The sequence below is a fragment of the Caenimonas koreensis DSM 17982 genome (assembly GCF_009646335.1).
Classification (GTDB): Bacteria; Pseudomonadota; Gammaproteobacteria; order Burkholderiales; family Burkholderiaceae_C; genus Ramlibacter; species Ramlibacter koreensis.
Genome location: NZ_WJBU01000012.1, coordinates 76,191 through 90,380, shown reverse-complemented (window position 1 = coordinate 90,380; position 14,190 = coordinate 76,191). Strand labels below are relative to the sequence as shown.

The window sequence follows — 14,190 nt, the reverse complement described above, 5'->3', positions numbered from 1 at the left end:
AATGTGGTTTCGACGCGACCTGCGCGCCCACGACAACGCAGCGCTGCACCACGCGCTGCGCTCATGCCGCGCCGTGCAGGCGGCGTTCATCTTCGACACCACCATCCTCGACGCACTGCCGCGCAAAGACCGGCGGGTGGAATTCATCCGCGACTCGGTTGCTTCGCTGGATGACGACCTGAGGCTGCTCGCCGGCAATGAACACGCGGGGCTCATCACACGGCGTTCCAGCGCAGTGGCTGAACTGCCGGCGCTTGCCGTGGAACTCGGCGTGCAGGCAGTGTTTGCAAATCACGATGATGAGCCGCTGGCGCTCGCGCGCGACCAGCTTGTGCGCGAAGCACTGCAGCGCGCGGGCATTGCGTTTCACACGTTCAAGGACCACACGATCTTCGAGCGCCAGGAAGTGCTGACGCAGGCAGGTACGCCCTACACGGTGTTCACGCCCTACAAGCGCGCATGGCTGGCCAAGGCGGCCGATGCGTTCTACCTGAAGTCCTACCCGATTGCGCCTCATGCTGCGGCCCTTGCAGCGCGACCGCAGCCCATGCAACGGGCCGTGCCGACGCTTGCCGAGCTGGGGTTCCAGTCGACGAATCTGCGAGAACTGCAGATCGGCACGGGTAGCGCGGGTGGCCGCGGCCTGCTCAATGCGTTTGCCGATCGCGTGAGTGACTATGCAGCGACACGCGACTTTCCGGCCCTGCAAGGTGCCAGCTATCTCGGGGTGCATTTGCGCTTTGGCACGGTGTCGGTCCGCGAACTGGCGCGGCGCGCCTACGCATCACAGGCCAAAGGCGACGAAGGCGCAGCAACCTGGCTGGGCGAGCTCATCTGGCGCGACTTCTTCTTCCAGATCCTTGCGAACTTTCCGCATGTGGCGGGCACCGACCACGCCGGCGCGAATTTCAGGCCTGCTTACGACGCGGTGCAATGGGAGGAGGGTTCACACGCCGACGCGCTCTTTGCCGCATGGTGCGAAGGCCGCACGGGCTACCCGCTGGTGGACGCCGCGATGGCGCAGATCAACCGTACGGGGTACATGCACAACCGCCTGCGCATGGTCGTCGCGAGCTTTCTCACGAAAGACTTGGGGCTCGACTGGCGCCGTGGCGAGCGCTACTTTGCGCTGCACTTGAATGACTACGAGCTCTCGTCGAACAACGGCAACTGGCAATGGGCAGCGTCAACGGGGTGCGATGCACAGCCGTGGTTTCGCATCTTCAACCCGGTGAGCCAGAGCAGGAAGTTTGATGCGGATGGCACCTTCATCAAGCGCTATTTGCCGCAGCTCGAAGCGTTGGGAGCCAAAGCGATTCACGAGCCGTGGGAGCATGGCATCAAGAACTATCCCTTACCTGTCGTGAAGCACGACGAAGCAAGGGAAAAGACGTTGAAGCGGTATGCGGCAGCGGTGAAGCCGTGAAGTAAGGCCCTGCCTTACCCGCGGCTTCAGCCAGGCCTAGGCCAGCGAAGCAGCCGTGCTGTAGTGCTTGACCAGCGACAGCAGCTCTTCTTCCGAGTACGGCTTGCCCAGGTAGTGATCGACGCCGAGTTCCTTCGCGTGTTCGCGATGCTTTTCCGCGATGCGCGAGGTGATCATGATGATCGGCAGGTCTTTGAGCCGTGCGTCGCCGCGAATGTTGCGAGCCAGGTCGAAGCCATCCATGCGCGGCATTTCGATGTCCGACAAGACCACGGTGGGCTTCTCGTCGGCAAGCCGTTCGAGCGCTTGCAGGCCATCGGCGGCAAGCGCCACACGATAGCCTTCGCGCTGCAGCAGGCGCTGCGTCACGCGGCGCACCGTGATCGAATCGTCCACCACCAGCACGAGCGGAATCTGCGCCACGACCGGCGCCACAGGTGTGCTGGCACCGCCGCTTTCCAGCATGTCGGGCTGTGCACGATCGGCGCTCATCTGGCGCGCCTGCTCGCCATACACAGTGGACAACGCCACCGGGTTGTAGATCAGCACGACAGCACCAGAGGCCAGCACCGTCATGCCGGCAAGACCCGGCAGGCGCGCGAGCTGCGGCCCGAGGTTCTTCACCACGACTTCCTGGTTGCCCAACACTTCATCGACGTGCACGGCAATGCGCTGTGCAGCGCTTCGAAAGATGACGACAGGTAGCGTGCGCGATTGAGGCTCGTCGCTGCGCTGCGATGATTGAAGCAGCGCCCCCGACCAGTAGAACGGCAGCTGCTCGCCGCCAAATTCATACGTGCCCGAGTTGTAGGCCTGCTCGATGTCCTTGGGCGTCGCGCGCCGCACGATTTCGATCAAGTTTGCAGGCACGCCCACGGACTGCTTGCCGCTGCGGATCATCACGACCTGCGTCACGGCCGTCGTCAATGGCAGCACAAGACGGAAACTCGTGCCTTTGCCTGCTTGCGTGGCCGTTTCGATGCGGCCACCCAGGCCATTGACTTCGGCACGGACAACGTCCATGCCAATACCGCGGCCGGAGAGTTCGGTCACCGTGGCAGCCGTCGAGAAGCCCGGCATGAAAATCAGGTTGGCCGCATCCTGGTCGGACAGCTGCGCATCTGGTGCGATCAGGCCCTGCGACAAGGCCTTTTCGCGAATGCGCGCCACGTCAAGGCCGGCGCCATCATCGCGGAACTCGACGGACACGTCGTTGCCTTCGTGCTGCAGGCCAATCAGGATCGTGCCTGCAGCATCCTTGCCGGATGCAATACGCACCTGCGGGTCTTCAATCCCGTGCGCCACGCAGTTGCGCAGCAGGTGCTCGAACGCCGGCGTCATGCGGTCCAGCACACCGCGGTCCATTTCGATGGAACCACCGGTGATGTCCAGCTTGACCTGCTTGCCTGTCTCTTTGGAGGCCAGGCGCACGACGCGATAAAGGCGATCCGAAATGCCTTCGAATTCGACCATGCGAGTGCGCAGCAGGTCGCGCTGCAACTCGCGAGTCTGGCGGGCCTGGGCGATCAGGTCGTCTTCCGTCGATTCAACCGTGCGCTGCAAGTTGCGCTGCACGGTTGCGACGTCGTTCACCGACTCAGCCATCATCCGCGTGAGTTCCTGCACACGCGTGAAGCGGTCGAACTCCAGCGGATCGAAGCCAGCCGCCGAATCCTTGGCTTGTGCCAGGCGCGACTGCATTTGCGATTCGGCCTGCAGCTCGATATCGCGCAGTTGCGCGCGCAGGCGGTCCAGGTTGCCTGTGAGATCGGTGAGCGAGCCGCGCAGCTGCCGCAATTCTGCTTCGAGGCGCGAACGGGTGATGATCACCTCGCCAGCCTGGTTCACCAAGCGGTCGAGAAGCTGCGAGCGCACGCGCACCGCCTGGTTGGAGGCTGCGCGCTGCGGCGCGAGATTCATGGCAGCGGGTTTGGCAACCAGCGACCGGGCGGTGGCCTGCGCCCAATCGACTGCCTGCGTCTGTGCGCCTGGCGACACCGCGGTGGGCGGCGCCGTCTCAGCGTCATCAGCCAGCGGCTGCACGGCAGGCGCATCGACACCCGACAGATCGACTTCTTCCGGCTCGTCATGAGCGGCTTCAACTGCGGCAGCAGGCGGCAGGCCCCCCGTCGCGCGCAGCGCGTCGAAGTTCGCCTGCATGTTGTCGAAGCTTTGCAGGATGGGCTCGATGTCGGAGGTGGTCACCGTCTCGAAGCCGAGGTACTCGATCTCCGATTCCATCCGGTGCGCAAGTTCACCCAGGCGCAAAGCGCCAGCAAGCCGGGCACTGCCCTTGAGGGTGTGCAAGGCGCGCAGCGATTCATCACGCGCGCTGCGGTTTTCGGGGCGCGCCGTCCATTGGCGCAAGGCGCCACCGAGTTGCGGCAGCAGCTCGGTCGCCTCTTCTTCGAAGATCGGGAACAGGTCGGGGTCCACTGCGTCGGCAATGTCGAAGTCGTCCTGGTCCTGCTCGGTCATGACCTGGCGACGCTCAACCAGCGGTGCCATGGTCGAAGCGGAAAACACTGGCGCGAGCGGGGTCGGCTCCTGCGGCGCAGAAACATCCAGCGCCTCGTCGGGAGCTGGTTCCAGCGCTTCATCAGCGACTGCTTCCAGCACGACTTCAGACGCTTCTTCCGGCGCTTCTTCCGGCGCTTCTTCGTGCACCACTTCGGGCAGGAACTCGGCAACGGGCTCGGGCTGCGCTTCCTGCGGCTGCGCCGACAGGTGCACATTGTCCGCATCCGCTGTAACGGGCGTGTCCTGGAAGTCCGGTGGGGCGAACGAGCTCTCTTCCTCAAGATCTTCGGGCTCTTCGGCACGTCGCGGAATTTCGAGTTCGCGCAGGTTCTGCATCGCCTCGATGACACCCGCAGTTGGCTCCTTCAGGAACCCTGCCGCGAACTGGTGGAGGAGCCGGCGGATTTCCTCGGCGGCTTCGCTGAACACGCGGCCGTGTTGCGGCGTGGCCCAAGCCAGGCGCTGGGTGTGCTGCAGCTCTGCTTCAAGGGCGCGCGCGATATCGGACAGCGCATGAAAGCCCACAGTTGCGGAACTGCCTGCAAGCGCGTGGGCCAGACCGACTGTCGAATCCGGCACTGGCTGGTTCAGCTCGAGCGCCCATTCGGCGACCTCGGTCGCAAGACGGCGCGACCATTCGTCGGCTTCGTTCAGGTAAACGTTGTAGAGCGGTATGCCGATGCGCAATGGCCCGATGACCTTGACCTGCTCGTCGATCTCTGAAGCGACCTCAAGGGGCTCGAAGGAGTCTGCGAGCAGATCGGCGTGTTCATCGGCCACCGCAGCGGTGGCCTCGTCGTGCACAGCTTCGTCAGCCTGCACAGGTGTTGCTTCAGGCTGGCTCGCGAGTGGGGAAGCTGGCTCTACAGCCGGCAAGTCGAGCGGCGCGTCGAACTGTGACAGGTCGATTTCCTCGCCCAAGTCCTCAAGCTCGTCAAACGAAACCTCGATGGCAGGCACCTGCGCTGGCTCGGGTGTAGCGGACGCGGGCCCGGCAACCTCAGCCAGGCTGCCAAAGTCAATGCCTTCGATGTCGGCAGTCATCTCCGGCGCCATCGGCTGCGGCGGCGCTTGTTCAGGCTCCGGCGAGCGCAAGATCACGGTGCGCGCCGCATCGAAAGCAAGCTCTTTGGGCAACTCGCCGTGCGGGATCTCCAGCGCTTGCGCCGGCTCACCGCGGATGACGTGTGTCTCGCCGAAATTCATGTCAACCGGCAGCGGGTCAAGGCCTGGCTCCGTGACGGGCGCGTGAAGCGGATCAATGCTGATCGTGGGATCTTCTTGCGCCGGTGGAACGTCGGCATCAGGCAGGTCGATCTCGGGGATCTGGATTTCCGGCTCGGCGGGCGGCTGGCCGGCTGCCTGTACAGGCGCGTCCGGCAAATCGAGCGAAAACTCTTCAGGCAGGTCGAAGGCAAGATCGGTCGCTTGCACGGACGCGACCTGCTCTGTCGCCTGCGGCAATGACAGCGACATCAAGCGGTTCTCGATGCGCAATGCATCGGCCGCAACGCGGAATTGCGAAGCCTTCCACGCTGAATCGTTGTGCGCCGCGATGTCGTCGGTCCAGCGGCCGAATCCCTTCATGGCATCGGTCGAGAGAATCCGCAACTCGTCTGTGGCGGGTTTCTGGTCGGCCAGCCACGTGTTGAGGACCTGCTCCATCGACCACGCTGCTTCGCCGAATTCATTGAGGCCCACCATGCGCGAGCTGCCCTTGAGCGTATGGAATGCGCGGCGCAAGGTGGTGAGCTCGCTCGCGTCGGCCGGATTGGCCGCCAGCGTTTCGATGGCGGCCAGGCCATTGCCAACGACTTCACGCGCTTCTTCCAGGAAGATGTCGAGCAGGTCGTCTTCTTCGATGTCGTCCGAATCGCTCGGCGGCAGGGGCAGCGCTGCCGCCTGCACAGGCGCCGGGGCCGGGGCCGGTGCTGCGTCCAGTGGCGCCATCGCGCTCACGGCATCGTCGAGCCTGCTGAATGCAGATGCGGCCACTTCGGGATCGGCGGACGTCATCGCGAGCACGGCTTCGCGTGCGGCGCGGTCCAGGTCTTCCGGTTCTACGGCGGCCTGCGCAGGCACTTGGCCCGGCGATGCGTCCTCAGTACCGGTGCGACCCATCAACGGGCTCAGTTCGCCAGTTGTGTCGTCGTACACGAAGAGCTTTTTGGCCAGCGCCGGCTGGTAATTCAGCATGTCGATCAAAAAGCCCAGCGCACCGAGGTTGTTGCCGAGCTTGTCGAAGGTACCGGCGGCGCGCGCGCGCGTCTCGTCGATCTCCATGATGATGATTTCTTCGACAGTCTCGCGCATGCGCGAGACGGCCTGCGCCGCCTGGTCCAAACCCAGCACTGACAGCACGCCCCGCATCTGCGCCAGATGCGTCGGCGCGTCGCGCAGCGGTGTTTTGTCCTGCAGGTTGCGGAAATACTGGTCGAGCAACTTTTCGAGCTCGCCAAGGGTGCCGCGCAATTCGCCCACCACACTGCCCATCGTCTGGCGGTCGCTCACGCGGCGATAGAGCTCTTCCATCCACGGCTCGAGCGGCTCGGGCTGGCCGCCCTGGCGCGCCGTGTCCAGCCGCTCTGCCAGCCGGCCCGTGCGCACCGCCAACTGCGGATCGGACGGATCGAGATCCATGAATGCGGCTTCGAGATACAGCACCGCCGTTGCAACTTCCATCGCAAGCTCGGCACCGGGCGGACGCGCCGACCGCACCACGCTCTCGACAACGTTGGTCAATGCCTGTGCCAGGGGCTGGCTTGGCGGATGGAGTTTGACGAGCGAATCACAAACGAGGTTGAACTGCTCCTGCAAGCCCTTGAGCTTGTTCGCATCGCCGCCGGAGAGGGCTGACCAGGTTTCCTTGGCGGCACCGATGCGCTTGCGCGCCTGCGACAGCAGCACCGGATCGAACCGGCCGAATTGCGCCGTGTTGTAGTCGACAGGCTTGAATCGAGCCAGGCCCCATGCTTCGCGCACGGCGTCCAGGCTCGGGCATTGAGCGCCAGCGGGCGGCACAGCCTGCGAGCAAAAGAACACCAGGTCTTGTGCAAGGCGATCCGACACGCCGAGCTCGCCCTTTGCGAGCGATGCGTACTGCAGCAGGATGCGCGACGCGGCACGCTTGACGTAGAGGTCTTGCGGCAACAGGCCCAGCCCAAGTGCCTCGAAGTAACCGGCGCAGATTTTCCAGAAGACCTTGGGCTGGCGCGCGCTTTGGGTCGCCGCAAGGCCAAGGCTGATATGTGCAATCTCGCGGGCAGCCTCCGGCTCGCCCGTCTTGACCAGCTTCAGCACGCCCTGGTCCATGCGCGAGCGCACTGCGGGGTCATACACGAATGCCTCGGTGGCGGCGGGTGTCGCAGGATCGCTCCAGCGCCAGTCCAGCGACCAGAGGTCGGCCGGATGCACTCGCTCGGCACCCGCAAGCGCCTGGGTGTCCTTGTATTGCGGGAACAGGGCGAGGGCGGAAACGCTCTTGCCGTGCAACAGGCCTTCGAGATATTCGGTCAGGGCAAAGCCGGCGCGCTCCACCTTGGCAGCGCCAGCTTCATCGCACAGATCAGGCCGGTCGACAAACTTCTGCACCGCTGCCTCCATCGAGCGCAGCACGTGCGCCGGTGCGCCGAGGCCCACCATCTCGAGGGCACCAACGGCCTGGTGCAATTGCTGCCGCGCAATTCGCAGCTGGCCACCGTCAACCGACGCCATGTCCGTGCCTCGGGCCATGGCGGTATCGCGAACGAAGCGGCGCAGCGCAGCCGAAGCAGAGTCGAGCGACTTTCTCAGCTCGTCCAGCACCCAGGCCAGGGGACCCAGGTCAGTCGTTGCGAGATCGAGATCAGCAGAAGATTCCATCACTCACCCGTGCAGTGCAGTTCGGGAGCCACCACGCGGCCGGCTTCGCCGGGCCGCGGGTGGTGCCCCCTTGAGGGGGAGGCGCCGCAGGCGCTTCGGGGGGGAGCCATTTATGCGATCTTGAACCGTGACACCGACTGGCGAAGCTCTTCGGCCATGCGTGACAGCTCGCGCACCTGCTGCGCCGTCGAGCGTGTACCTTCACCCGTCTGTTCCGTCACCGCAAAAATGTGCTGGATGTTCCCGGCCACCACGTTGGCAGACTCGGCTTCGCTGGCTGCGCGAGTGGAAATCTGCTCAATCAGGTCGGCGAGTTTGCGCGACACCTGGTCAATCTCGGTCAGTGCGGTACCTGCGTTGTCGGAGAGCTTTGCTCCTTCCACCACACCCTGCGTCGAGCGCTCCATAGCGGCTACGGCGTCCTGCGTGTCGGTCTGAATCGCCTTCACCAGCGCCGAGATCTGGCGCGTAGCGTCTGCGGAGCGTTCGGCCAGTCGCTGCACTTCTTCGGCCACCACCGAGAAGCCTCGCCCGGCTTCACCGGCGGACGCCGCCTGGATGGCAGCGTTAAGAGCCAGCACGTTCGTCTGCTCGGTAATGTCTGAAATCAGTTCTGTAATTTCACCAATCTCTTGCGAGGATTCGCCCAGTCGTTTGATCCGCTTCGAGGTTTCCTGGATCTGGTCGCGAATGGAGTTCATACCGCCGATGGCGTTCTGCACAGCCGTCAGGCCCGACTCGGCAGCCATCAGTGATTGGCGCGCCACCTGGGCAGATTCCTGCGCCTGGCCGGACACCTGGTTAATTCGGCCCGCCATGTCGAGCACCGACTGGCCGGTTTCGCGAATCTCGCGCAGCTGCTCGGTTGAAGCGGCGAGCAGCTCTGTGGACGTGCTTTCCACTTGCGCCGTCGTCTGCGCCACCTTGGTAGCCGTGTTCTGCACGTTACCCACCAGCTGGCGAAGTTCTTCCACCGTGTAGTTCACCGAGTCGGCGATGGCGCCGGTGATGTCTTCCGTCACCGTGGCTTCCTGCGTCAAGTCGCCTTCAGCCACTGTCTGCAGTTCGTTCATCAATCGCAAAATGGCCGCCTGGTTCGCGTCGTTCACGCGCTTGGCTTCCTGCTCCTGATGCTCGGCTTCGAGTCGCTGCTGTTCAGCAACTGTCTGGCGTTTGCGTGAGTCTTGCAGCTGCACAAAGGCCAGGCCAACGGCACACAAGATAGCGAAGATCGACGACAGCACCAGGGCCGTCAGTGCACCCACGCCAAGACCGGTTTGTGACGACAGCTTGCCCTGCAGGTCTTCCATCGACCGGCGCAGTGGCTCGCTGTCGGCAATGATCGCTGCCTGTGCTTCACGCGCGGACACCAGGCCCTGCAGGTTGCCAAGAATGGCGCCGGCCTGCGTGCGCGTCTGCTCGTAGAGCTTGAGCAGTGCTTCGAGGCGCTCGCGCGTCTGCGGATCTTTCGAGCCGGCCAGGCGCAACTCAGGGCTGCCGTCCAGCAGGCCTTGCGCAATTTCCTTGAAGGAGTTCAAGTCCTTGCCCAGCAGGAACACGGCTTCTGGCGACACGCCTTCCATCGTCAGGAACTCGTTGGCTGACTTACCGATACGCTGCGTCAACATCACCAGCTGGCCCGCGGCAGAAATTTCGGCAGGCGCCGCGTTCTGCTGCAGCTTCAGCGACGAAACGGTTTCGGCGATTTCAAGCAGGTCGGACGACTGGCGGTTAATGGTGCGAAGGGCGTTGCCCACCTGCGTCAAGATTTTCTGCTGGCCCATCACGGTGGCGGCATTCTTTTCAGCGCGCACCATCAGCGGCTCGATCTTGTCGACGTCTTCCTGGTATTCGGTGGCAACCGGCTTGATGCTCAGTGAGTCGTCGCCGCTCTTCAAACCGCGCACCGTCTTTGCCAGCACGTCAGCAGATTCTTTCACGTCGGGGAAGGCTTGCGGGCTTCCCACCAGCGCCTGCGAAACCGACTTGGCAAGGCGTTGCGACTGCATCAGCGACTGGCCGGTACCGGCCACCTGCTTGGCGACCGTGTCCGCCTGGCGCACCGCGATGATGGCCACGCCGCCCAACACAGCCAGCGACACGGCCAGCAACGTGAACAGGATGCGCTGATGGGTGACGATCGACCGGCGTCCGAGCAGCGGAACCGAAATCAGGTCGGCGTCGTCGACGGACTCCATGGGCGACAGCGAATCTTCGTTGGCGCTGTCAGGGTCCGCAGGGCTCGTCGCCCTGGCGTTGCTCGCCTCGAGCGCGCCGGTCGCCATGGGATCCATTGACGACTCCTGTGGCATTGCCAGGCTCAGCTCCCCGCTGGGGTCGACAGAAGCCTCCGGCTCCTTTTTGGAAAACAGGTTTTTCAGTTGGTCAACGACGGACATGATGCAAGGCCTTTACGGGAATGCTTATCTTTAAGCGCTGATGCTCAGGAACTGCGGCGTTTGTGAAAGCACCTGGAGATTGATTTCCTGCCAGTGCGCTCCGTTTTTATCGGTATACGCAGTGCCGAAAAACTCGGGCGAGCCTGCCGGCGGCTGCGCAGACGACGAGAAAGCCTCCAGATTGCGAAGACCGGCCAGGCGGTCGATCAGCAATGCGCAATTGACTTCGAGCAGCGCATTCAGCGCGACCAGCCGGGATTCAGCCCGCACCGCGTCCGAGCGCATCGCGGGCGATGTGCCCGCCACAAAACTGGAGAGGTCCACGATGCCGTAGAGGCCACCGCGAAGGTTGGCAACGCCCAGAAACCATTCGCGGGTGTACGGAACGGTCTGCGGCGGCGCAAAGGGAAAGATTTCGCCAGACTGAGCCAGCGGAAAGAGGAATTTCCTGCCCGCGGCTTCAACAGCGAGCCACGATGCCTGCACGCCTTCGGTCTTGGCGGCCTGCAGTCGGCTCGCCAGCCGGTTCTGTAATTCTCGGAGTGCTTCGCGGTTGGCCATTGCTTCTATGAAGGTCTGGAACGGCGCTTCAGCTCAGGGCCTTGATCTTGGCCATGAGTTCGTCGGCGTCGACCGGCTTCGTGATGTAGTCACGTGCGCCCTGGCGCATGCCCCACACACGATCGGTCTCCTGGTTCTTGCTCGTGCACATGATGATCGGCACGTCTGCGTAGAGAGGGTCTCGCGTGATGGCGCGCGTGAGCTGGAAACCATTCTGGCCAGGCATGACGACATCCATCAGGATCAGGTCGGGCTTTTCTTCTCCAAGGCGACGAAACGCGTCTTCAGCGTTTTCTGCCGTCTTCACGGCGAAGCCGTTCTTTTGCAGCAGGTCCGTCATGAACATCAATTCAGTCTTGGAATCGTCAACGACAAGTACTTTATGGATAGCCATCTCACAACACTCCTTCTTTTGCGGCACCGAACTGCTGCACTGTCTGCAACAGCTGGTCCTTGGTGAACGGTTTCGTCAGGTAGTCCTGCGAGCCGACCATCCGTCCCCTGGCCTTGTCGAAAACGCCGTCTTTCGAAGACAGCATGACAACCGGCACTGATGCGAATTTGGCGTTGCGCTTGATGATCGCGCACGTCTGATACCCGTCGAGGCGGGGCATGAGGATGTCGCAGAAGATCAGATTCGGTTGATAGTCGTTGACCTTGGCCAACGCATCAAAACCGTCTTCGGCCAAAAGCACATCATGGCCGCCCTGCTTCAGAAATATCTCAGCACTGCGCCGGATGGTATTGCTGTCGTCGATCACCAGCACCTTGAACCCAGTCGTGCTCACGTGACGCTGCTCCTCATTGGTTACTGCTTAAAGGGGCGTCTTTCATCCGAAGATGTAACAGTCGCTACCCGCGTTAAATCTGAACCATTTCAAAATCTTCTTTGCGGGCTCCACACTCCGGGCAAGTCCAGTTCATTGGAACCGCGGACCAAGGAGTACCCGGCGCGATGCCATGATCGGGGGCCCCGGCCTCCTCGTCGTAGATCCACCCGCAAATCAGACACATCCATGTTTTGCTATCAGTCACAGCTTAAAGGGCCTTCGAATAGAATGCAACGATTGTATCTAGGCCCTCTGCTGGCTCACCGCTAAGCGTGCCGACAGCTTGAAAATTCCGGGCTATGACAAACCCCACCCTAGACGAGAGCCTCAGCGCTGAAGACGATGATGAAGGCACTCCGGCCTGCGTGCTTGTCTTCAACGCAAGCGACCCAAGCGGTGCGGGCGGGCTTGCCTCAGACGTGTCTGCCATCGCATCGGTCGGTGCACACGCACTGCCTGTTGTGACCGGCGCCTATGCGCGCGACACGGCCGAAGTCTTCGACCATTTTTCCTTCGACGAAGAAGCCATCGCAGAACAGGCGCGCGCCATCCTAGAGGATGTCCAGGCGCAAGTGTTCAAGGTTGGCTTCGTGGGCTCGCCCGAAGCGGTGAGCACGATTGCGGAGATCGCAGCCGACTACGCGGACGTCCCGCTCGTCGCATACATGCCGAATCTGTCGTGGTGGCAGGAGGCACAGATCGACTTGTACCAGGATGCGTTTCGCGAGCTGATGCTTCCGCAAACAACCGTGTTGGTGGGAAACCACAGCACTTTGTGGCGGTGGCTGTTGCCCGACTGGAGCGCAGATCGCAGCCCCGGGCCGCGCGACATCGCGAAGGCCGCTGCCGAGCTCGGCGTGCCTTACACACTCATCACCGGCATCCCACTGCCCGACCAGTTCATCGACAACGTGCTCGCCACGCCGGAGGCCATCCTCGGCAGCGAAAAATTCGAGCGCTTCGAAGCCGTCTTCTCGGGCGCGGGCGACACGCTGTCAGCCGCACTTGCCGCGCTGATTGCCAGCGGCAGCGACCTGGTTGCCGCCACGACCGAAGCGTTGTCGTACCTCGATCGCTGCCTCGATGCGGGTTTTCGCCCCGGCATGGGGAACGTTGTGCCAGACCGCCTCTTCTGGGCCCAGCCCGAGGGTGAGACCACGCCACTGACCCAAGAGGAAGCGCAGGCCCTGCAGGTTTTTGATATGCCAGCCCATGACACCAAACACTGACAACATCGGCGCGAGCACCGTCGATCTCAACCAGCAACTCTTCGATCGCGCGAAGACGATCATCCCCGGCGGTGTGAACTCGCCGGTGCGTGCATTTCGCGCTGTGGGTGGCACACCGCGATTCGTGCAGCGCGCGCAGGGCGCGCACTTCTGGGACGCCAATGCCAAGCGGTACATCGACTACATCGGATCCTGGGGCCCAATGATTCTGGGTCATGGCCACCCGGCAGTGGTCGATGCCGTGCAGCGCGCTGTCACCGAAGGGTTTTCCTACGGCGCGCCCACCGAGCGCGAGATTGACCTGGCGCAGGCGATCATCGATCTCGTGCCCTCCATCGAGATGGTCCGTCTGGTGAGTTCCGGCACTGAAGCCGCGATGAGCGCGATTCGCCTCGCACGCGGCGCAACAGGGCGCAGCAAGTTCATCAAGTTCGAAGGCTGCTATCACGGCCACGCCGATGCACTGCTCGTGAAGGCCGGCTCCGGCCTTGCAACATTCGGCAATCCGACGAGCGCAGGCGTGCCACCCGAAGTCGTGCAGCACACGCTCGTGCTCGAATACAACAACCTCACACAGCTCGAAGAAGCGTTCGCGCTTCACGGCGCGGAACTCGCATGCGTCATGATCGAGCCGATCGCGGGCAACATGAACTTTGTGCGTGCCAGCGTTCCCTTCATGAAGCGCTGCCGCGAGCTCTGCACGCAACATGGCGCGCTGCTGGTCTTCGACGAAGTGATGACGGGCTTTCGCGTTGCGCTGGGCGGCGCGCAGTCGATCTACGCGAAACACATTCCCGGCTTTGCGCCCGACATCAGCGTGCTTGGCAAAGTGATCGGCGGCGGAATGCCGCTTGCGGCATTTGGCGGCCGGCGCTCAGTGATGGAAATGCTGGCGCCGCTTGGCCCGGTGTACCAGGCTGGCACCTTGAGCGGCAATCCGGTCGCCACGGCATGCGGCCTGGCAACGCTCCAGGAAATCTCCAGGCCCGGCTTCTTTGACACGCTTGCATCGCACACACGCGAACTCGTCGATGGCCTCAAAGCCGCGGCAAACGCTTGCGGGGTGCCTTTCAGCGCCGACAGCGAGGGCGGTATGTTCGGCTTCTTCCTGTTGCCACAGCTGCCGCAAAACTACGCGACTGTGATGACCAGCGATGGCCCTCGCTTCAATCGCCTGTTTCACGGCTTGCTCGATCGCGGTGTGTACATCGCGCCCGCGTTGTACGAAGCCGGGTTTGTGAGCGCGGCACACTCGACCGATGACATCGCGCAAACCGTCGCGGCGGCGCGCGAGGTGTTCGAAGCGCTCTGATTTGGGGCCCCGCTGCCCTCCCCTCGTAAGGGGAGGGAGCAATTCAGGTCCT

At 63.1% G+C, this 14,190-nt stretch carries 9 protein-coding genes; 3 read left to right on the top strand and 6 right to left on the bottom strand.

Features of this window, described 5'->3' with window-relative positions:
- The first annotated feature begins 1 nt into the window (after position 1).
- Positions 2-1,426 carry a cryptochrome/photolyase family protein gene (locus GHT07_RS13660; protein WP_153585653.1) on the top strand — a complete coding sequence of 475 codons (1,425 nt, stop codon included), beginning with the start codon at positions 2-4 and terminating at the stop codon, positions 1,424-1,426.
- 36 nt (positions 1,427-1,462) lie between these two features.
- Here GHT07_RS13660 and GHT07_RS13655 read toward each other — a convergent pair whose 3' ends face one another.
- From GHT07_RS13655 to GHT07_RS13630, 6 genes are all read right to left on the bottom strand, one after another.
- Positions 1,463-7,807: a hybrid sensor histidine kinase/response regulator gene (locus tag GHT07_RS13655; protein WP_153585652.1), complete on the bottom strand. Its 6,345-nt coding sequence runs from the start codon at positions 7,805-7,807 to the stop codon at positions 1,463-1,465.
- A gap of 110 nt (positions 7,808-7,917) precedes the next feature.
- Positions 7,918-10,206 (bottom strand): methyl-accepting chemotaxis protein, encoded by a 2,289-nt coding sequence (locus GHT07_RS13650; RefSeq protein WP_153585651.1) that lies wholly within the window; start codon positions 10,204-10,206, stop codon positions 7,918-7,920.
- A gap of 30 nt (positions 10,207-10,236) precedes the next feature.
- Positions 10,237-10,767 carry a chemotaxis protein CheW gene (locus tag GHT07_RS13645; RefSeq protein WP_153585650.1) on the bottom strand — a complete coding sequence of 177 codons (531 nt, stop codon included), beginning with the start codon at positions 10,765-10,767 and terminating at the stop codon, positions 10,237-10,239.
- Positions 10,768-10,795: 28 nt separating this feature from the next.
- On the bottom strand, positions 10,796-11,161 hold the full coding sequence (locus GHT07_RS13640; RefSeq protein WP_153585649.1) for a response regulator transcription factor: 366 nt from the start codon (positions 11,159-11,161) through the stop codon (positions 10,796-10,798).
- Between the two features lies 1 nt (position 11,162).
- Positions 11,163-11,555, bottom strand: coding sequence for a response regulator (locus GHT07_RS13635; protein WP_323740933.1), 393 nt, complete (start codon positions 11,553-11,555; stop codon positions 11,163-11,165).
- Positions 11,556-11,628: 73 nt separating this feature from the next.
- A complete protein-coding gene (locus GHT07_RS13630; RefSeq protein ID WP_153585729.1) occupies positions 11,629-11,781 on the bottom strand; it encodes a rubredoxin in 153 nt (50 codons plus the stop codon).
- 115 nt (positions 11,782-11,896) lie between these two features.
- Between GHT07_RS13630 and thiD the strand changes: the two genes are divergently transcribed.
- Complete coding sequence (thiD, locus tag GHT07_RS13625) at positions 11,897-12,826, top strand: bifunctional hydroxymethylpyrimidine kinase/phosphomethylpyrimidine kinase (RefSeq protein ID WP_153585648.1); 930 nt, start codon at positions 11,897-11,899, stop codon at positions 12,824-12,826.
- Positions 12,810-14,138 (top strand): glutamate-1-semialdehyde 2,1-aminomutase, encoded by a 1,329-nt coding sequence (hemL, locus tag GHT07_RS13620; protein WP_153585647.1) that lies wholly within the window; start codon positions 12,810-12,812, stop codon positions 14,136-14,138. Before thiD ends, hemL begins: the two co-directional genes overlap by 17 nt.
- Positions 14,139-14,190: the final 52 nt, after the last annotated feature.